General features: G+C 37.7%; 20 protein-coding genes. 12 read left to right on the top strand and 8 right to left on the bottom strand.

Going from position 1 to position 20,907, the window contains the following annotated elements:
* Positions 1 to 47 precede the first annotated feature (47 nt).
* The 3 genes from FN817_RS07275 to FN817_RS07265 all read right to left on the bottom strand — a co-directional run bounded on the left by FN817_RS07275 (position 48) and on the right by FN817_RS07265 (position 4,167).
* Positions 48 to 1,274 carry a spondin domain-containing protein gene (locus tag FN817_RS07275; RefSeq protein WP_142717350.1) on the bottom strand — a complete coding sequence of 409 codons (1,227 nt, stop codon included), beginning with the start codon at positions 1,272 to 1,274 and terminating at the stop codon, positions 48 to 50.
* Positions 1,275 to 1,406: 132 nt separating this feature from the next.
* Positions 1,407 to 1,883 (bottom strand): YdeI/OmpD-associated family protein, encoded by a 477-nt coding sequence (locus tag FN817_RS07270; RefSeq protein ID WP_142717349.1) that lies wholly within the window; start codon positions 1,881 to 1,883, stop codon positions 1,407 to 1,409.
* Between the two features lie 79 nt (positions 1,884 to 1,962).
* Positions 1,963 to 4,167 (bottom strand): S46 family peptidase, encoded by a 2,205-nt coding sequence (locus FN817_RS07265; RefSeq protein ID WP_142717348.1) that lies wholly within the window; start codon positions 4,165 to 4,167, stop codon positions 1,963 to 1,965.
* 86 nt (positions 4,168 to 4,253) lie between these two features.
* On the opposite strand from FN817_RS07265, the gene FN817_RS07260 reads away from it, so the two are divergent.
* Positions 4,254 to 4,688: an META domain-containing protein gene (locus FN817_RS07260; protein WP_228451499.1), complete on the top strand. Its 435-nt coding sequence runs from the start codon at positions 4,254 to 4,256 to the stop codon at positions 4,686 to 4,688.
* A 104-nt stretch (positions 4,689 to 4,792) separates the two neighbouring features.
* Here the strand turns inward: FN817_RS07260 and FN817_RS07255 are convergent, their stop codons facing one another.
* The 4 genes from FN817_RS07255 to FN817_RS07240 form a co-directional block, all read right to left on the bottom strand.
* The gene (locus FN817_RS07255) at positions 4,793 to 5,212 is read right to left on the bottom strand and encodes a hypothetical protein (RefSeq protein ID WP_142717347.1); all 420 of its coding nucleotides are present in this window, start codon (positions 5,210 to 5,212) and stop codon (positions 4,793 to 4,795) included.
* A 6-nt stretch (positions 5,213 to 5,218) separates the two neighbouring features.
* The gene (locus FN817_RS07250; RefSeq protein ID WP_142717346.1) at positions 5,219 to 7,741 is read right to left on the bottom strand and encodes a beta strand repeat-containing protein; all 2,523 of its coding nucleotides are present in this window, start codon (positions 7,739 to 7,741) and stop codon (positions 5,219 to 5,221) included.
* Positions 7,742 to 7,747: 6 nt separating this feature from the next.
* Entirely contained in the window at positions 7,748 to 8,221 is a 474-nt protein-coding gene (locus tag FN817_RS07245; protein WP_142717345.1) for a T9SS type A sorting domain-containing protein, read from the bottom strand.
* Between the two features lie 158 nt (positions 8,222 to 8,379).
* A complete protein-coding gene (locus tag FN817_RS07240; RefSeq protein WP_228451498.1) occupies positions 8,380 to 9,087 on the bottom strand; it encodes a LytR/AlgR family response regulator transcription factor in 708 nt (235 codons plus the stop codon).
* Between the two features lie 193 nt (positions 9,088 to 9,280).
* On the opposite strand from FN817_RS07240, the gene hflX reads away from it, so the two are divergent.
* From hflX to FN817_RS07195, 9 genes are all read left to right on the top strand, one after another.
* Entirely contained in the window at positions 9,281 to 10,507 is a 1,227-nt protein-coding gene (gene hflX, locus FN817_RS07235; protein WP_142717344.1) for a GTPase HflX, read from the top strand.
* Positions 10,507 to 11,142, top strand: a complete 636-nt coding sequence (locus FN817_RS07230) for a DUF4919 domain-containing protein (protein ID WP_142717343.1) — start codon at positions 10,507 to 10,509, stop codon at positions 11,140 to 11,142. Before hflX ends, FN817_RS07230 begins: the two co-directional genes overlap by 1 nt.
* Positions 11,143 to 11,163: 21 nt before the next feature.
* Positions 11,164 to 12,450, top strand: a complete 1,287-nt coding sequence (locus FN817_RS07225) for a cation:proton antiporter (RefSeq protein ID WP_142717342.1) — start codon at positions 11,164 to 11,166, stop codon at positions 12,448 to 12,450.
* 25 nt (positions 12,451 to 12,475) lie between these two features.
* Complete coding sequence (locus FN817_RS07220) at positions 12,476 to 13,192, top strand: DNA alkylation repair protein (protein WP_142717341.1); 717 nt, start codon at positions 12,476 to 12,478, stop codon at positions 13,190 to 13,192.
* 135 nt (positions 13,193 to 13,327) lie between these two features.
* Positions 13,328 to 13,996 carry a hypothetical protein gene (locus FN817_RS07215; protein WP_142717340.1) on the top strand — a complete coding sequence of 223 codons (669 nt, stop codon included), beginning with the start codon at positions 13,328 to 13,330 and terminating at the stop codon, positions 13,994 to 13,996.
* A gap of 17 nt (positions 13,997 to 14,013) precedes the next feature.
* Positions 14,014 to 16,026, top strand: coding sequence for a hypothetical protein (locus FN817_RS07210; protein WP_142717339.1), 2,013 nt, complete (start codon positions 14,014 to 14,016; stop codon positions 16,024 to 16,026).
* Positions 16,027 to 17,262: a hypothetical protein gene (locus FN817_RS07205; RefSeq protein WP_142717338.1), complete on the top strand. Its 1,236-nt coding sequence runs from the start codon at positions 16,027 to 16,029 to the stop codon at positions 17,260 to 17,262.
* A 29-nt stretch (positions 17,263 to 17,291) separates the two neighbouring features.
* Positions 17,292 to 17,630 (top strand): DUF6122 family protein, encoded by a 339-nt coding sequence (locus FN817_RS07200; protein WP_142717337.1) that lies wholly within the window; start codon positions 17,292 to 17,294, stop codon positions 17,628 to 17,630.
* Between the two features lie 66 nt (positions 17,631 to 17,696).
* Positions 17,697 to 18,767, top strand: coding sequence for a calcium:proton antiporter (locus FN817_RS07195; protein WP_047422157.1), 1,071 nt, complete (start codon positions 17,697 to 17,699; stop codon positions 18,765 to 18,767).
* 65 nt (positions 18,768 to 18,832) lie between these two features.
* On the opposite strand, the gene FN817_RS07190 is transcribed toward FN817_RS07195, so the two are convergent.
* A complete protein-coding gene (locus FN817_RS07190; protein WP_142717336.1) occupies positions 18,833 to 19,213 on the bottom strand; it encodes a group III truncated hemoglobin in 381 nt (126 codons plus the stop codon).
* Positions 19,214 to 19,377: 164 nt separating this feature from the next.
* Between FN817_RS07190 and FN817_RS07185 the strand changes: the two genes are divergently transcribed.
* Together FN817_RS07185 and FN817_RS07180 are read left to right on the top strand one after the other, a co-directional pair.
* Complete coding sequence (locus tag FN817_RS07185; protein WP_142717335.1) at positions 19,378 to 20,349, top strand: ion channel; 972 nt, start codon at positions 19,378 to 19,380, stop codon at positions 20,347 to 20,349.
* On the top strand, positions 20,350 to 20,838 hold the full coding sequence (locus tag FN817_RS07180) for a YkgJ family cysteine cluster protein (protein ID WP_142717334.1): 489 nt from the start codon (positions 20,350 to 20,352) through the stop codon (positions 20,836 to 20,838).
* Positions 20,839 to 20,907: the final 69 nt, after the last annotated feature.

Genomic DNA, 20,907 nt, shown 5'->3' with positions numbered 1-20,907 from the left:
CAAAACTGCCTGGAATTTTTAATTGTATGATCTTTTAAATCTGAAAATTAATTCACGGTTACTTTAATCACATTCTGAGTGGCTGGAACCGGATATTGAGTTCCAACTTTAGAAATAATCTTATTTTCACTCTGCGGAGTGCCGCCGAATAATGCCTGATGATTTCCTGCTCCGGGATACTGATCAATACCCGTTCCTGAATCAAACAACGCTGTTTTTGAAGTAAGATCGCCTTTAGTATTCGCATCAATATCCTGTTCATTAGCATAAAACCAGTCATTGGAGAAACCGAACATCGTTGCATATGCTACTTTATCTCCCGGATCTGCGTTGAAATTTGTGGTTGCTTTATTTCCTGGTGCTATTGGAGCATTACCTGCAATATATACCTCTTTTACGTTCGGTAAAGATTTAAGGCTGTTTTGGAGCTTCGTTACATTTCCAAACTGTGCAATGTCTTTTAATCCCATTCCGCTGTCTGTTTTTCCCAATTCATAAATCGGATTTTTATCACCATGATAAACCACTATCAATGTAGGAGAAAGGCCGGTCATAATACCGGTATTGGCATTCAGCTTGGTCATCATTTTACTGATATTTCCCATTTGAGCAATATCAGTAATTTCTGGATTGGAGAGTGCATTAGGAGTAAAAAACGGAGCATTATTCAGCAATTGAGAACCGTTGTAGTTTGATACGGCCCATACCCCGGGAGAAAAAGGCGTTTCGTTGGCAGTTCCCGCTGACGTATTGGTAATAGTGAGGGTAAATTCTGAGGTTACATCATTGTATGCAAGATTGAGCTTCATAAGCTGCGACGCGTTTACGTTAGGAACCTGCATAATAGGCTTGCTTTCTGCCTGCCCTGTTGTGTCATCTCTGGTTCCGTTATCCCACAGTCGTACACTTGAAGAAACATCCCCGGTAATGGCATTTCCATTAGTGTCAAACAGTTTGATTCCCGGCTGTTGGGACGCAAAAAACCAGTCTTTTGAAGCTCCATACATTGTTGCAAACATCAAGGCCTGTGTTTTTCCTGCACCGAATTTAACAGAAACAGACTGTCCGGGCAAGATAATAGGAGGAGTTCCTGTTCCCTGAAAGCTTCCGCTTTCTACAAAATCTTTAGGAGTTACCACATTTTCAACAGTGATAGTTCTTTGAAAAGACATATCCGTCATCATGTCATTATCCGAATCACTGCATGACGAAAGAGTAAATGCAGCTAGAGTGGCTGCCGCTAAAACCGATGTTCTGAAAATAAACTTGTTCATAAAAGTAATTTTTTATAGTTATAAATGATATCTGTAACTATAGTCGTCTACTTTTTGAGAACCTGACAAAAAATATTTTCTTTATTCAATTTTTTTTGAATGTACGGCCTTCGGGTATGAAAACAGAATGATTTATATCCCCTTTTTCCCATCTAAAATCATCTGAATCATTTTTATTTTTCTGTTTTCTCTTGTTTCAGGTTTTTTAGCCTCTTCTATCCAGCGGATATATTCCTTTTTGTGGGTATAACTCATTTTGTTGAATAAAGTCTTTGCTTCAGGATTTTCATTAAAAACAGACATGATATCTTCAGCAACCTCAACCACTCTCTCTTCTTTGTCTTCGGTAAGCGAAACAGAAACCTCATCCCCGAAAGTTTTCCCAAGCTGCTTCCTGATCTCCTGTGTAAGGCCTAAAATATGACAGTCTGATTTCATTTTGGCAAGGCTTCCACGATATTCAACGTTACCATCAAATAGAGCTTTAATCTTTACCTGACCTTTTTTATTAAACAGTTCTTCTGTAGAAAAAGGAAACTCTACAAAAGCAGCATTCATTTCTCCGTTTTGCTGAATAATAGCTGAAAATTTGATTGTCTGAGGATTCATGATGAAAGATTTTAATGGTCAAAAATAAAAAAACCGTGAAAGTAATTTCACGGTTTTAAAAATAAATCAAATAAGAATATTATTTTTTAGCTTTCTTAGGCGTTGTTGTAGTACCTGAGTTTTTAGTTTTTGTATCAGCTGGAGTGTTTTCACCTCTTACAAGCTTCAATTCATCTACTAATCTTCTTGCACCAGCAAACTTATCGATTGTCCAAAGAACAAAACGAACGTCTACGTTGATTGTTTTCTGCCATTCCTGTTCGAATACGATATCACCGCTTAATGCTTCACTGTTACCATCGAAAGCAATACCGATAAGGTTTCCGTCTCCATCAATTACCGGAGAACCAGAGTTACCTCCTGTAATATCATTGTTAGAAAGGAAGTTTACAGGCATATAACCAGCTGCATCAGCATACTGACCGAAATCTTTAAGATTGTAAAGGTCAATCACTCTTTGAGGAAGATCAAACTCTTCATCACCTTTCTTGTATTTTCCAACAAGACCAGTCATATCAGTATAATAGTTATCAGTAATACCGAAATAGTTTCTGTCATTTCTGATAGGTAATTTATCTACAGTACCGTAAGTTAATCTCATGGTAGAGTTAGCATCCGGGTAGAATTTTTTCTCAGGCATAGCCTTCATAAGACCTGCCAAAAACAGACGGTTATTTTTTGCAAAATTATCATCTATTTTTACAAATCTCTCAGTGCTTATTTTTTGATCAGCAACAATTCCGTTAGCAGCTTTCCAAAGTGGATCAGCATCAAGTTTCAATGCATCCGGATTCAATAAGAAGTTCGTTGCAGAAGTCTTGTTAGCAAAAATTGAAGAATAAGCTAAATTAGAAACTGTTTTAGCATCCAGTCCTAAAATAGTAGCAGAAGCAACCTCAGGATTTTTAACTCTTGCCTGGTAAAGACTTGTCATAGCGGCAAGCATTTCACCTTCCAAAGATGGATTGAAGTTTTCATAAGCCGCTTTGATCGCTGCTTCAGTTTTCGCCTTCATTGCCAGTCTTCCCTGCATATCCTGAGCAGCATAAGCTTTCAGTACAGAACCTACCTGCATAGCAAGAGTAATGTATTTTGCATTTCTTGAAAACTGTGAAGCATAGTTTCTTTCAACGTTTCTATCAGAAACTTGCTTGTAGTACACTCCGATGTCTTCTAAAACTCCGTTGTACGCATCGTTTCCTGGCATTGCAGCCCATTTGTTGTAAGTTTCCTCAATCTTTTGTTTGTCAGAAATGGTTCCGTTTTTCTCTACGGCATCAATAGTACCTTGTCTGTTTTTCCAGTAGTTAGCTACAGAAGCATATTGAGAAGCATAGTTAAGCTGAGTTGCCTTATCCTTATCCATGTATTTTTTCATAACATCCATGGCAAGTTTAGAAGCTTCAACCCAAGCCGGGTAATCTTTAGTTACCATTTGCTGAATTCCGTAAGAAGTCAGGTAACGGTTTGTTCTTCCAGGGTAACCTAAGATCATTGAGAAATCGCCAGGCTTAATTCCTTTAAGAGAAACCGGAAGGAAGTGCTTAGGCTTCAAAGGAGTGTTGCTTGGAGAATATTCAGCAGGGTTTCCTGCAGCATCAGCATATACTCTGAAAACCGTGAAGTCTGCTGTATGTCTTGGCCATTCCCAGTTATCCGTATCTCCTCCGAATTTTCCTAATGATGAAGGTGGAGCTCCTACTAATCTGATGTCTTTATAATCCTGATATACAAAATAGTAGAATTCATTTCCGTTGAAGAAATCTCTTACTACTACAGTATATTTCCCGTTCTCAGAGTTTTCTGTCTGAATTGCTTTTGTTTCAGCATCAATAACAGCTTTTCTCTCTGCTCCGGTCATATTGTTGTTTAGTTTAGAAGTGATTCTCTGCGTAGCATCATCCATTCTCACTAAAAATCTTACATACAGATCCTTTGCATTGAATTCGTCTTTCTGTTTCATTGCCCAGAAACCGTTCTTCAAATAATCTTTTTCTGGTGTAGAAGCCGCAGCTACAGCACCATAACCACAGTGGTGGTTAGTAAAAATAAGTCCTTTATCAGAAACAATCTCACCTGTACAGAAACCACCGAAACTCACGATAGCATCCTTTAAACTTGAATTGTTTACAGAATAAATTTCCTCAGGCGTAAGGTGCAGACCCTCTTTTTGCATATCAACACCGTTAAGTCTTTTGATGAGCATTAGCAGCCACATCCCCTCATCCGCCCTCATCTGAGCAAAGCCCAGTAAGAAAGTGAATAGTAGAAATAGTCTTTTCATTTTATAAAATAATTTTTGTGTTGCTAATTTACTAATTTTTACGAGATTCTGTCCCGGATTGGTATGAAAATGGGATGATAGTCCGCATGAAAAAGATACTCTTATCAATTTTTGCAGTTTTACTTTTAGGACTTGTTCTGAATTGTTCCGCAGTACCGGATAAAAATCCTTCTCTTCAAAGGCAGTGGATGCTGGTTTCCTTCAATGGTTTTTCAAAAGAACAGCTCATTGCGAATAAAGCAGAAATCAATCTGACAGCCAGTATCGTTGATGGTAAAATTCAGGGGAATGCTTATATGGGATGCAACCAGATGTCTTTCGTATCCGAATTTAAAAAAGGAGGTAAAGTGAAAATCTCAAACGGAGTAAGTACCATGAAAGCCTGCCAGGATATGAATCTTGAAACATCTTTTCAGAAGAAATTTGAAACCATGACAAAATATTCGGTAGAAGGACATTTCCTTACTTTAACGGATGATCATGGAAATTCAATGAAATTTGTAGCCGCCGATTGGGATTAATGATAGATCCGTATAATATAAAAGTCCGCCTTGCAGCGGACTTCTTTGTTTGAAAAATCTAGTTTGGTTATCAGCTTTTTGCGGTTATTAGCTTTTGAGAGTCATTAGTTTTTGGGAATTGTTTTTCTTATTTCTTCCAGAGTTGCTGTATTAGGCAGTCCGGTAACTGTCATTTTTGTGTTCCTAGAATTTATAGTATTGTGATATGCCTGCCTGTTGGGGATTGTTTTTTTTATGTCTTCAAGACTTGCTGTATTGGGAAGGAGTTTTCCAGAATTGTCCGCTGCAGCCTTGGGTTTAGATTCCTGTTTTTTAACGGCAAGACCATGATCAGAGGGTAATCCTGTATTTACAGTTGCCTTTTCGTCTCTTTCCTTGGCTTCCTGCATTAGTTTTGCCTGTTGTTCCTTTGCCTGTTTTACAACCAGTGCTTGATCTTCCTCTATCGGAGCAGCCTTTTTATTTTCCTGAGCATAGATAATACTGCTTAAAAATAATAACGGGATAATATATGCTATTTTCATGATGGTTTATTTTATGTTGACTAATACTTGAATTTTTCCAATCTCTTTTTGGTCATAATCCTGAAGCGCTTTTCCGATTACCTGTCCTATTCTTACCTTTTTGATGTCCGCTTTCATAGCAACACCTGCTTTAGATGAAGTTACCAAAAGGTCTCCTCTTTTTATTTTTCCGTTCTCAAGACATACTTTGGTTGGAATGACTCCAATGACGCCCATTGGTGCTTTATCGGAAATATCAGTATCAATATGTTCTTCCGTAAGAAGTACACCGGGTTTGGTAGCGTATACACCTGCCACAAGACTGGAATAAGGTGTTGATGATTTTTCAACGGTTCTGTCTGCACTGGTTGAGATGACCAGAATATCACCGGGTTCGTACTGAGAAATGTTTCCATTGACATCAAACGCTTCAGCAACGTCAGCACCGCTGTTTTGAGTTCCTCCATTAAAAAATCCACGTCCGGTATTGTCAATACGAGCCACATTTACAGCGCTGGGATTTCCGGATCTGAATACAGCAATAGAACCGGCACTTCGGGTCTCTGCTGTAAGAGGGGGATTGGTATTGGAGGTGTTATAATTAACAAACCTTGCGGCGCGGCCTGTTCCGAAATTAGGAATCCATGCATAAATAGCACTTCCTGTGCCGTCTGCTGTAGTTTCTACACCATCTCCCGTGTTGGTTGCATTAGCTGTTATACCGTTACCATTACCATCTGCAATGGCAATTAAGGCCGGCCCGTTTCCGGCAGGATTGGAAGCATGGAATAATCCGCCGTAACCTCCGGTGCCAGAAGATATTCCATAGATCCCTGCTGTTCCGAAATTGGCAAATTGAGAGTTAACTTCTCCTCTCACAGCCGCTGAAGTTCCGGTAGTTCGGTCTACTTTAAAATTTCCTGCAATACCGTTTCCTACAGTAGTTACTGTTATAACATCACTGGTATTATTCTCATTGAAGATGTTAAACCTTCCGGCTCTTCCGGTAGCAAATGTAGGAACCCATGCATAGAGCGCATTTCCGGCTCCATCAATGTTGGTTTCAACACCGTTACCATCTTTTCCTGCATTGGCTGTAATTGCGTTACCGTTACCATCTGTCAGGGCAATCATTGCGGCTCCGTTTCCGGCAGGATTGGAAGCGTAAAATAATCCGGCGCGTCCTCCTGTACCTGAAGATTTTCCATAGATAGCAGCTGCACCAAAATTCCCGAAAATAGTATTTACTTCACCTCTTACTGCGGCAGCTACACTATTGGTGTTGTCAACAACAAAAGAGGCGGCATTTCCCTTGGTATCATCAGGAATATTACCGTTTCCGTTGGTTGCTATCTCAACGGTATTTCCTGTGGTATTCGTCTGGTTAAAATTTTCAAATCTTCCTGCACGGCCAGTACTGTTATTTAAACCAACCTGTCCATAAACACCTATACCTGTTCCGGATGTATTGGTCGCAACAAACCCTCTTACTCCATATCCTCCTCCGTCATTACGGCCCACTACCGCTCCGGCAATGTCACTGGTCGCTCTACCCACTACCGCTTCACCACCACCGTTGTTATCACCTACAACACCTGCGGAAGTTTGTGCGGAAGTTATCCCATGGAGCCCAAATCCTGCCGCAGTAGAACTTCTTACTCCGGCTCCGTTTCCTGAGGTCGTAACGTTTACAACCGTACCATTTCCTACGCTGGACGCACTAAGAGCAACATTATTATTCGCATTATTGAAGATTGAAATACTCGCAGGGATTCCAGTATTACTGGTAGCAGTAAGACCGGTTCCTGTATTACTGTTGGCATAAACCCCGATGCCGTTAGCACTGGCATTACCATATACACCTAACCCATTTGGAGTAACACCGTATACTCCCCATCCACTTCCGGCCTGGCTTCCATATACACCTACTCCCAGTCCTCCGGTTCCGTTATTAATACCACGAACTGCTGAAGAAAATCCTCCTGGAGCTGTATTGGTAACAACTCCTCTTACTGCTGCAATATTTGACGTAGTTGTGTTGTTATTCCCCTCTAAAGATGTTCCATCTCCATCATTGGTTAATGAAAATAAAGTAGAAGCATTATTGACGGTATTCGTATAGGGAATTGCAAAACTTCCGCCGCCTCCGCCTGCAGATTTGGCATACATAGCATAAGGTACGCTTAGTAGCTGGCTGGTGCCTACTATAGTGTAGCTGGTTCCTCCGGCAGGGTCAGTTTCTGTTTTTAAATAATAGCTTCCCGCAGGCCAGTCGATGGTGGCAAATGTTCCTGTAAGCACAGTTCCTGTTCCTATTTCAAGGCTGATAAGTCCATTGGCATTGGTATTTCCGGTGAGTCTTTCTGAATAGACTGCGGCGCCGGCAGGAGATCCCTGTAATATGCTTACTTTCACGGCTATAGCTTGATTGGCTAAGAGTTGTCCGGAACCGTTTCTCATGACAGCCTGGTAGCTCATTTTTTCCGGAGCCTGAGAAAGTCCCATAAAGAAACCAGTCAGGATCCAGAACAGTAATAATATTTTTTTCATGGCATTTTATTTTTTGATGATTTTGAATGTTTTAATATTTTCTCCATTTTGAGTGATCCTGATGATATACATTGCAGAAGGAAGTGAGGAGAAATTCAGCTCAGATTTTGATTGTGAGATCTTATCTTTTTTTACCAGTTTACCTTGGGCATCGAATAACTGATACTCTGATCCTTTAAAATTATTTGAGGTAAAATCCAAATACAAATAATCCCTGAAAGGATTTGGGTAGAGCAAAATGCCTGTGAGTTCAGAAGAAGTTTCAAGGGAAGTAAGAGTGATAATTTCGTAAGGCTGTTGAACACCTTCGAGAACCTGTCCTGTTCCTTTTTCAAGGTAGGTCGTCTGGCCTACACTGTAAGAAACAAAACCATTAGCTGCTGAAGCATCCAGTCCGGTTGCCAAAACTGCAGATTGTGCGTGCAGTATGTGGACGGAAAAGACAGACAGAATAATACAATAAATAGATATTCTTTCCATGGATAACAGTTTTGGTGATTAATAGATGTGTTTTCAGGGGGAATTTGGGAAGACTAAATTACCACCTATCTTAATCAGATGACAGGAAAATAGACCAACGGCAGAAATAATCGACCAATGGCATTTTGTGAATTACCGTTGAATGTTTGCGGGACTTTTTAAGGATGAAAAAAAGAAAGATTATCCTTGTAAGTTCTACCAATAGGAAGTTTGATATGATGGGCAAGCTCTATCTCATGACAGCTTTTTCCGCGGATGAGATGCCGGGGTACCGCATAGCTTCTGTGTATTCTGACAAAAGAATCAAAAAAGTTTTTTTGCAGAAGGTTTCCCAGAGAATTTAAAATACAGTGATTTTTTTCAAGAGTGATAATCCTGGTGTAATCTTTCAGAGCTTCCAGATACAGAATATCTTTCATTTTAATCTGAAAAATATGCCCTCCTTCTTTTATTTTGATGCAATTTTCTCCTACCATAGCATCATAGCATTCACATTTTTCTTTCACTTCAAAAAAATCAAAAAGCTTTTCCATGGAATAATGAAAGCGTTCTGCGGTAAGGGGTTTGGTGATAAAATCTAAAGTACTGATTTCAAAAGCTCCGGCAGCGAGTTCAGGATGGGAACTTACAAAAATACAGGCAGGAATCTTATAGGCCAGCCTCCGGAATTCAAGTCCGTTCATGCCCCGTAAATTAGTCTCGATAATCAAAAGATCAGCAGGAATGTCAAGATAGGGAATTGCCTTTTCTGCTGAATCAAAAGAGGCAACAATCTCAATGTTTTGGTATTGTTTGATATAATGCTGAAGAACCAGTCTGTCCAGTTCATCATCATCAATAATCATACATCTAATATGGGTAATCATGATATTCCGGAGATTAGTTTTTGATTTAAATATTTAAAAATCAGAAAATTATTACATAAAGTTATTGATTTTTTATAAAACCTTCACCAGTAAACTTAAATTTATATTAAAATATGTTATTAAATAAAAATTGATTTTGTTTTTTTTCTGAAAAATATTAACTTGTAAAAATCATAAACATAGACAGAACTTAATGTTAGAAAAGAAAGAACATAACTATGAGAAAGCAGTCTTGGTGGGTGTTATTACCCAGAATCAGGACGAAGAAAAACTGACGGAGTATTTAGATGAACTTGAGTTTTTAGCTTTCACAGCCGGAGCAACCGTACAAAAGCGTTTTACCCAAAAATTGACTCAGCCGGATTCCAAAACCTTCATCGGAAGCGGAAAAGCAATTGAGATAAAAGAATATGTAAAAGAAAACGAGATCGGAACTGTAATTTTCGATGACGAGCTTTCTCCTTCACAGCTTAAAAACCTGGAAAGAGAGATGGAGGTTAAGATTTTGGACCGAACCAATCTTATTCTTGATATTTTTGCCCAGAGAGCCCAGACTTCTTATGCAAGAACTCAGGTGGAACTGGCTCAATATCAATATCTTTTGCCACGATTGACAAGAATGTGGACCCACCTTGAGCGTCAAAAAGGGGGGATTGGAATGAGAGGTCCCGGAGAAACGGAAATTGAAACTGACCGTCGTATTATCCGTGACAGAATTACATTGCTGAAAGAAAAACTGAAGACGATTGACAAACAGATGGCGACTCAGCGTAATAACCGTGGAAAAGTAGTTCGTGCAGCTTTGGTAGGATATACCAACGTTGGAAAATCTACTTTGATGAATTCTATTTCAAAATCTGAGGTTTTTGCAGAAAATAAACTTTTTGCCACTCTGGATACCACAGTAAGAAAAGTGGTGATCGGAAACTTACCGTTCCTGCTTACGGATACAGTAGGATTTATCAGGAAATTACCTACTCAGCTGGTAGAATCATTCAAATCTACCTTGGATGAGGTTCGTGAAGCTGATCTTTTGATTCATGTGGTAGATATTTCTCATGAAAGCTTTGAAGATCACATAGAATCTGTAAATCATATTTTGATGGAAATTAATGCCCATCAGAAACCAATGATCATGATTTTCAATAAGATCGACGATTTCAGTTATGAGAAAAAGGATGATGATGATCTTACGCCATCAACCCGTAAAAATGTCTCTCTTGAAGAGTGGAAAAAAACATGGATGGGGAAATCAAAATACCCAACGGTATTCATTTCTGCTTTAACGAAGGAAAACTTCCCGGAAATGAAGAAAATGATTTACGATGAGGTAATGAAGATTCATATTTCCAGATTTCCATACAACGATTTCCTTTTCGAATATTTCGATAACGACGAGGAAGAAGAAAGCAACAATTAATGAAATATCACTTTTTCCTTTTATTCATCATGTTTTCGGTTTTTGGTTTCAGCCAGAAATCAAAAATTGATTTAAAAGCTGTTGAGAAAAGTCTCAAAAATTCTGATTCTCCTTATAATTACGAGAAGCTTATTTTTAAATATAAAGGATATCCAAAGTCTTTGGACAGTATAGAGTCGCAATATCTTTACTATGGAAGAAATTTCAGAAAAGATAAAGTAAGTACTTCAGATGATAGCTTTAAAAGCCTTGCTGAAGCCTTTAAGCAGAATAATTTTGCAGACTGTATCAAGCAGGGAAAAGCCTTGTATGATAAAGATCCTACGAATCTGGATGTTTTGCTGATCCTTCTCAGAGCCTATGATTCTGTGAAGGATGGCAGCAATTTTATGCACCACCTGAATCAGTTTCGTTCGCTTACGGAAGGAATAAAAATATCAGGAGACGGGAAATCTGAAAAAACAGCCTATATCGTCAATTCTGTAGGAGATGAATATATTCTGCTGAACATTCTGAATATAGGACAGGATTATACGAGAAGCTCAAAACCTGCTAAGGATGGCATGTTTGATGTTTGGGAAAAAGAGGGGCAGCAGCTCTATATTAAAATACTCTATTTGGAACTCACCAATTAATCATAAAATAAAAAACACTTAGTGGAATTATATTATTCATTTTCAGCGTTAATCGTATTAGCATCAATATTCGCCTATCTCAATTACAGATTTTTAAAACTTCCAAGTACTATCGGAATTATGGTGATCGCCATTGTGGTGTCTATTTTTCTGGTAATGTTCGGAGAAACAGTTCTTCCGAGAACTTTCGGACATCTTCACAACCTGATGAACGGTATCGACTTTACAGAGGTCCTGATGGGAGCTATGCTTAATTTTCTGCTCTTTGCAGGAGGGATTCATATTAATATTAATGACCTGAAAGAACAGTTCAGACCTGTAGTAATATTTTCCACAGTGGGAGTTGTGATTTCTACTTTTGTGGTAGGATTTGGAATGTTTTATCTGCTTCCTTATGTTGGGGTTAAGCTTCCTTTTATCTACTGTCTTGTTTTTGGTGCTTTGATTTCCCCTACCGATCCGGTAGCGGTTCTGAGTGTTCTGAAACAGGCTAACGTATCAAAATCATTGGAAACAAAAGTAGCCGGAGAATCTCTTTTCAATGACGGTATGGCAGTTGTGGTTTTTACAGTGATTTTACAGCTGGCGGTAGGGAAAGAAGTGGATCTGAGTGTTGAAACCATCGGATTGCTTTTGCTTAAAGAAGCAGGAGGTGGTCTTTTACTGGGTGTTCTGTTAGGTTGGGTTACTTCAAGATTAATGCGTGAAGTGGATGATTATATTATCTCAGTATTAGTAACACTTTCTGTAGTGATGGGAGGTTATCTTATTGCGAGACAGATGCATATTTCAGGGCCGTTGACTATGGTGGCAGCAGGATTATTTATGGGAAATTTCAACAGAAGTTTCAAAATGAAGTCTGTCACACAGGATTATCTCATCAAATTCTGGGAACTGATTGACGAAATCCTGAATGCCGTATTATTCCTGTTCATCGGGTTTGAACTTTTAATGATTAAAGATCTTAGACACTTCATGATTCCTGGATTAGCTGCTATTGTGGTGGTTCTGTTTGCAAGGTTTATTTCAATCTGGGGACCTACGAAGTTTACCTCTTTGAGAAGAAGTTTCAGCCCGCAGACGGTAAAAGTTCTGGTTTGGGGAGGAATCCGTGGAGGAGTTTCCATTGCATTGGCGATGTCTATTCCTAAAAGTGAGTATAGTGAGATTATTTTAAGTATTACTTACTGTGTAGTAGTCTTCTCGATCATTGTTCAGGGGCTTACTATTGCCAAGGTGGCCAATCCTAATAAGATTGCAAAAGAAGAGGAAGAACAGGAGAATATTACCTTAGAAGAGAAAGCTTAAATTACAAAAATAACTGTCGTTCCGGATGAGCATTGTTAAAGAAATACAGGAAGCACTAGCTGTTTTGTCCATTCCTGAGAAGGCAGAATTCTTTCCAAGATTTTTCAAAACCGGAAAAGGAGAATATGGAGAAGGAGATCTTTTTCTGGGAGTAAAAGTTCCGGATCAGAGGTCTGTTGCCAAAGAATATTATCCGAAAATAAATTTGGAAGAACTCAGTACATTACTCTCTTCCAAATATCATGAACACAGACTGACTGCACTTTTTATGCTGATTTCAAAGTTTGAAAAAACAAAAGATAAAGCTGTAAAAGAAGAAGTGGTTGCATTTTATCTTAACCATCTTTCCCATGTCAACAATTGGGATCTTGTAGACTCAAGCTGTTATAAGATTTTGGGCAGATATTCTTTTGAAAATCAGAAAGAAAATCTTCTCAGAGAACTTTCGGAGTCTGAGGAGATGTGGCACAAAAGAGTAGCCGTTGTCGGGACGATGCATTATATAAAAAAAGGGTCATTTGATCTTACTAAAGAATTCGTAACCAGAAACCTGAAGCATTCTCATGATCTAATGCATAAAGCTAATGGATGGCTGTTACGAGAAATGGGAAATAAAAATGAAGGAGAATTGATCAGCTACCTGAACCAATATTACAAAGAAATGCCCAGAACCTGTCTTCGGTATGCCATTGAAAAGCTGGACGAAGATCTTCGCCAGGATTATCTGAAAGGGCGTATTTAAAAAAAGAATAAAATCATAATAATGTAGTTTCCTGTCCTGAAAAAGTACCTGAAAACAGCCATTTATGCTCAAAAAATCAAAGATTATAAGGTTTTAAGGTCAGAATTGAGTAGTTTTGTGGCTTTAAACCCAATCATGAAAAATTTTCTCAGATTATTTCTTCTATGTATCCCTTTGCTGTTCCTGACCAGCTGTTTTGATATTCTTGATAAAGTGAATGTAAAGGCAGACGGTACGGGAGAGTATACCATCATCCTGAATGCCAGCAAAAGCAAAACAAGGCTGGCTTCAATCTCCAAAATGGAAACCATCAATGGAAAAAAAGTTCCGAAAAAAGCAGATATTGAAAATAAAATCAATGAAGCGGCAAAAATTTTCAAAGGAACACCCGGAATCAGCAACGTGAAAACCTCCATGGATTTTGATAATTATATCATCAAACTGAGCTGTAATTTCAAAAAGATTGAAAACATTAATGCCGGGCTGGAAAAACTTAAAGCTCAGAATATATTGGGTAAAATGATTCCTACCCAAATTTACAGTCAGAATCTTGAGAAAAAGACATTGACAAGAAATAAGGTCAATACATTCAAAACAGATTACGAAAAGATGGGTAAGGCGGATAAAGAAGTCTTTAATGACGCCAGATATACTTCCATCATGCAGTTTGAAAGTACGGTGAAATCACAAACCAACAATGCTTATGTGCTTTCACCCAATAAAAAAGCCCTCAAGCTGGAGGCTGATATCCTGGATCTGATTTTTCAGAAAAAACAAATGCAAAACACTATTCTTTTTCAATAAATTTCTAAACTATAGTCATGAAATCTATCTTATTAAAAACACAAAAAATTATTTTTGTACTCTTTGGTTTTACACTTTTTTTTGCCCAAAATAGTATGAAAATTCCTGCTGATGCCGTATTTTATATGGAAGTCAACGGGAAACAGCTTAATAACAAAATCAACTGGAATAAACTGAATCCTTTGTTGCACGAATTAAGCAAAAAGAACAAAGAAAAACTTTCATGGACAGATTATTCCAAAACCGGAATCAAATACGATGCTGTTCAATACCATTATGCAAGTTTTAATGACTCTATAAAAGCGTACAATACTCATTTTATTATTGATAATAAGGAAAAGTTTCAGGAATTCATTAATTCTGTCAAGAAAAAAGGGCAGGAAGTTTCTAATAGAAAGAACTATTCCTATGTAGATATCAATGACGATATTTTTGTTGCCTGGAACGGAAACCGTGCGGTTCTTAGGATGGTAAGCTATACCAAGCCTTACAAAGATCTTTGGGCAACAGAAGCGGTTGCAGACAGTACTGCCGTTGCCGTTGATTCCGTTTACGCAGAAGCAGGAGATACTGCTTATACTGATGAGCCGGAAAAGCCTTTTGATTACAAAGAAGAAATCAAAAACCTTAAGGACGATATCAAGTATCTTAAAGAAAGCATCAAGGATAACAACAACGAGATTGCAAGAATCCAAAAAGATATCAAATACCTTCAGAAACACCATAAATACCCTGCAGAGAAGGAAAGTGCTGAAAATGAAGAGGAAATGCCTAATGATGCTTATGCTTACGATGAAGAAGAGGATTTAGCTTACAAAAAAGAACAGGATTCCATCCGCAGGGAAAACTTTAAGATCGTTAAAAAGAATGCTGAAGATCATTTTGATCAGTACTTCAGTTCAAATCTGGAAATTGAAGTTCCAAAAGAAATGTTGTCATTCAGAGATACCAATTCTGATGTTTTTGTCTACACAGACTACGGAAGAATTGTAAATGAAGGGATCTATGGCAAGATGACAAAGTTCTACAGCTATGGACAGTTCTTTAAGAATATGTATAATTCGAACTATTCCTACAATCTGTATTTTGATAAAGATAAAGTAAGGCTAGTTAATAATTACCAGCATAAAAATGCCGACATTCAAAAGAATATCTCTGCTATTTATAAAGGGAAGAAAAACAAAAAACTGCTGGAACTGATCAATGAAAAAAGTGTTGGTTACTATGCAATGAATGTGAATGGGGCGAAATGTTTCGACATGATGTACAGCCTGCTTCAGGATTCCGGAGAAAATGAGTACAAAAAAGAAATGGAGCTCATTATGGAAACCATGAAAATTGTTCTGGATGAAGAAGCCATTACTAAAATAGCACCAGGAAACGGGATCTTTGTTTTGAATGAACTGAAATCTAAAAAAGTAGAGTACACGGATTACGAATACGATGCTGACTTCAACGAAAAAGAAGTAAAGAAAACCAAAGATATCGCTGTTCCCAACTTCACTTTTGCTTTTGCAACAGAAAATGAGGGCTACTGGAACCGTATTTTTGATTTGCTTACAACCAATAAAAAACTGTCTAAAAGATTCTCTAAAAAAGGAAACCTATACACCTTTAAAGATGAAAAGGATGGAGGATATGTAGATCAGCTGTTCTTTACAGTAAAGGATGGAGTAGTATATCTGATGAGTTCTGCAGACAATATCTTATCCGTCAACCAATCCGATATTTCGAGAAAATGGGCGAAAGATTCTGCAAAATATCCTTTGTCAGGAAGATTGGATATCCAGAAACTTTTAACAGGTTTAGATAAAGAATTCAAAACTCCTAAAGAAAGAAAGGCACTGGATGCCATCAGAAAAAATGTAGGAGAGTTGTATTATAAGACAGAAGTGAAAGGAGAGAGCATCCAGACTGAAATGAATTATAATATTAAAGATTCTTCTGAAAATAGCTTAATGTATTTCTTTGATGTATTCGATCAGGTTTTTAAAACAAAAGAAAAAGAAGAGAAACCACAAATTTTATAGATGAACAAAAAGAAGATTATTCTCCCGTTAGTTGTATTGCTCGCTGTTGCAGTATATTTTTGGGTTTTCCATAAAAATAAGAACCTCAAATATATTCCTGAAAATGCAGATGCGGTAATTTTAATTGATATAAAAAAAGTAACGGGACAATATCTCTTCAGCCTGGCAACACATCCTTCTCATTGGTCAGGAAATAAGGCTAAAGGTAAAAGCACAGGCTCTCTGAAAGGTTCGGGAATCAGAGTTCCGGATTTTCTGCAGATTTTCCATATTAAAGGCACAAAGTTTTCCGAATGGTATAGTGTTTTAGAACTTAAAGATTCCCAAAAATTCATTGGTTTTTTAAAGAAGCAGAACTTTGAAGATAAAGGAAACAACCGTTTTCAGAAGGATCAGATTTTTCTTATAATCAACGGGAATCATTGTGTTGCGGGAACTTCAGATTGGGCACTTGAAGCCATCCAAAAAGAGATTCAGACTTCTTCAAACCCTGTCCGGGATGCAGATCGGTTTATTCATAACACGGCCGGAAGCATTTCTTTCATTTCCGGAAAGAAAATTCAAAACTTTTCTATTGAATTGCATGATGATGAAATTGAAATTAAAAACAATTCAAACTCTGAAATTCTTAATGCTGTTGCGTCCAGACTCCAAAAGGGAAATCACTTTCTTGATCTGGAATTAGACAAAGAAAATATCAGGAATTTTAGCCGCTTTTTCAATAAAAGTATTGCTGATTCTTCACAAGCTGTTTACCTGAAAGCAATGGCAGATCTTGAACAGGTCAATGACACGATTATCAGTTATGAATATGACGATAATTTCAATGAGGTTGAAAAAAAGACCTTTCAAAAAATCACACAGCCTGATTATACCATTGATATTAAAAGTGATGATCCGGAAAAAACCTGGGCATATTTCCAGTCTAAAAAGTGGATCAATAGCGAAAATCAATTTACTGGAATTCCTTTCCAACCTAATCAAATCAACAGAAATAACAATGGTGTTGTGATAAAATCAACCAGAAAACCCATAGCATTATCACCCAAGTTAAAAGAAAACTACATTTTCATCAGAAACAGTGCTCTGCTGTATTCTTCTTTGAAAACGCTGGGCAATACTGAAAAAAGAATCATTTCAGATATAGAATATGTGTTGTATGGAAATAAATCGCAGGATTATTGGGTGAAAATAAAAGCGAAAAACGGAGAATTACCCTTAATTTTACGCTGGTAACCATAGAAACTGAATAAAATTATCTATTAATGGCTCCATCAGACATCGCATTACTCAAAACCTTTACACATTATTTCCTGCATTTCGTTTTTCCGGTCTTTATTGCATTGATTTTTTATCGTAAAAACTGGAAGAAAGCTTATTGTATTCTCCTTGCTACGATGCTGGTAGATCTGGACCATCTTTTTGCCACTCCTGTTTTTGATCCGTCAAGAGAAAGTATAGGTTTTCATTTTTTACATTCTTATTATGCCATTGCGGTGTATTTTTTGCTGCTGTTCTTTAAAGGAAATATCAGAATTATAGGAATTGGGCTTCTGTTTCATATGTTTACAGATTATCAGGACTTTAACTTCTGGCCTCATTAAAATATTATTAATATTTTCTTTTGATATTGAAATTTCTATAGATTTTTTGTATTTTGTAGTCACTTTATGAGACTTAAAGAATTTTTACACTACACCTATATTTTTCCTCTCCTTGCGGTAGGGTACTACTTCTCCGGACTAATGGGAACTGGAGTGCTTTATGACATTCTTGCGGGAATTTTATTGATTGGAAGTGTTTTATCGGCAGTACACCATGCAGAAGTAGTGGCTCATAAAGTAGGAGAGCCTTTTGGAACCATTATTCTGGCCCTTTGTATCACCATTATTGAAGTTGCGCTGATCATCTCGCTGATGGTGGCCGGCGGAGATCAGGCGATCACGCTGGCCAGAGATACGGTTTTTGCCGCTGTAATGCTTATTCTTAACGGAATTCTGGGAATATGTATTCTTGTAGGTGGCGTTAAATATCATGAGCAGTTCTTTGCAAGAACTTCAGCAACTACTTATCTGGTAAGTATTGTTTCAATCCTGGTGCTTACCCTGGTTCTTCCCAATTTTACATCAAGTGTCAACGGACCTTTCTATAACGAAGCTCAGCTTATCTTCATATCCATTGCCTGTCTTGTCATTTACGGTATTTTCCTTATGGTACAGACTGTTCGCCACAGAAGCTATTTTATTGTTCCTGATGAGCATCCTGAAGAACATTATATCCCGTCACTGACAAAAACGCTTATCAGTTTTGGTTTTCTGGTGGTTTGCCTTGTTATTGTAGTGCTTATGGCAAAAGGATTATCGGATACAATAGAAGGAATGGTACGAAGTCTTGGCGCTCCAAAATCGTTGGTAGGGGTCATTATTGCAGCGGTTGTTCTTCTTCCTGAAGGAGTAGCGGCAATCCGCGCTGCCAGGGCTAATCAGATTCAGTCAAGCTTAAATCTGGCATTAGGTTCTGCGTTGGCAAGTATCGGATTAACGATTCCTGCGGTGTCCGTGGTCTGCATTATGTATGATATTCCTTTGGTACTTGGTTTGGACAAAAAAGATATTATTCTGCTTTCCTTATCCGTATTTATCGTCATGCTTTCCTTAAGCCGTGGTAAGACCAATGTTTTGTACGGAACCGTTTTATTGGTAAACCTGGCCGCGTATATCTTTACGGTAATCGTTCCTTAGATGATAAGTAAAGCAAGTGTAAAATAAATTCCTCGGAATTTCGCATCCCGGAATCGCGTAACTCACTAAAGTCTTCTTGCCAATTCCATCTTGAAAGCCATTAGTTTTGCTATGTTTTCAGATTTGTAGATAGCCATATCTGCGTTTTCCCCTGCGAAGTTCTCTTCAATAGTATTACGCCAAAGCTCTAGCCATCGGTCAAAATGTTTCTGCTCCATAGCCTGTATCTCATTAATAGGGAAATGAACGCCCATTGGATTTCCTTTATAAGACATCTGCCCAAAAAGAATAGATTCCCAGAAAGAATACATTTTAGGAAGATGTTTACCCCAATCTACTTTAGCAATATCATTGAAGAAAAATCCTATGGTTTCATCTTTAATAACCTTTGTATAAAATGAATTAACCAGGTGTTCGATGTCATCTCTTGATTCAAGCTTTTTCATATCCCAAATTTACTGTAAAATCAAATTAAAACTCAAATGAATCAATTGATAAAATTCATCAAAACAATATTTTATCTTTGCACCGGAAACAGTAGAAAACAGATAAGCAAATTCTAGGTTTGCTGTTGAAATTTAAACTGTGCAAAAAAATAAATGTTTAAAAAATGACAGGAGGATTCAGAAAAAAGATCCGGCAGAAAAATGCGGAGAACAGTGGCTTCGGAACTAATGCCTCCGGAAGATTTATTAATAAGGACGGCCTTCCGAATGTTCAGAGAAGAGGAGTGAATGTTTTCAACAGGCTAAGCTGGTATCACACCATGCTGAATCTTTCTTCATTTCGCTTTATCTCTTATCTGGTCATAGCTTATATTCTGATCAATCTTCTTTTTGCAATGATCTATTACCTGATTGGTGTAGAACATCTTACCGGAATAGATAAAAGCGACCCGTTGAACGAATTTATTGACGTTTTCTTTTTCAGTTCACAGACGTTTACAACGGTTGGTTATGGAAGAATAGCTCCGGTGGGATTTTTGGCAAGTCTTGTGGCTACTTTTGAGGCTTTTCTGGGATTGCTTACCTTTGCCATTGCAACGGGACTTTTTTACGGAAGATTTTCAAGACCGAGAGCATATCTGAGATTTTCTGATATAGCAGTTATTGCCCCTTTTCAAGAATCTTCAGCGTTAATGTTCAGGCTGGCTCCTTATAAAAATAATGCCTTGACGGATGCAGACGTAATTGTATCTGTGGCCATTGAAGTGATAGAAAACGGAGTTGCAAAAAGTAATTTTTACAGGCTTACTACTCAGATGAGTAAGATAAATACACTGGCTCTGAATTGGACTGTAGTGCATAAAATAGATGAAAACTCCCCATTTTATGGCTTTTCTGAAGAAGACTTTAAAAATACCGACCTCGAACTTATTGTGCAGGTACGTGCATTTGATGAAGTATTTTCCAATACAGTAGTCCAGCGGTCGTCATATACCACCAGAGAAATTGTATACGGAGCTAAATTTGTCCCTATGTACTATCCTAACAAAGAAAATCTCTCAACGGTTCTGGATCTGGATAAAATAAATGAATATAAGAAAGAAGAACTTCCGGATTCAGCTGGAAATAATGAATAAATGGATTTAGATTTTTATAAAAAACAAGCAATACAAAAGCAGAAGGAGCATAAGAAATTTCTGGACGGGTTGAAGAAAAAACCGCCCAAAAACCTTGATTATATTGTGCAGGAAACCCATGATGAAGTTTTTGATGAAATAGACTGTTTACAATGTGCCAATTGCTGCAAAACAACCGGTCCTTTGTATACCGAAAAAGATATTGAGCGTATTGCCAAACATCTACGGATGAAATCTGCGGATTTTGAAGCCAAGTTTTTAAGAGTAGACGAAGACAATGACAAAGTACTGCAGAATCTTCCCTGCTATTTCCTGAATAGTGACAATACCTGTTCTATCTATGAAGTAAGGCCAAAAGCCTGCCGGGAATATCCTCATACAGACCGTAAAAAGATCTACCAGATTAATAATTTGATGCTGAAAAATACTGTGATCTGCCCGGCCGCCTTTGAATTCGTAGAAAAAATGATGAAGAATATAACGAAGTAGATTAAAGGATAGAAGCTTTGTTAATAAACTGCCTCAGTTAATATTTTTACTGAAATAAACTTCCAGCCT

It is taken from the genome of Chryseobacterium rhizoplanae (genome assembly GCF_900182655.1).
Classification (GTDB): domain Bacteria; phylum Bacteroidota; class Bacteroidia; order Flavobacteriales; family Weeksellaceae; genus Chryseobacterium; species Chryseobacterium rhizoplanae.
Note: the sequence above shows the minus strand (reverse complement) of the source record. Positions and strands in the feature narration are given on the sequence as shown.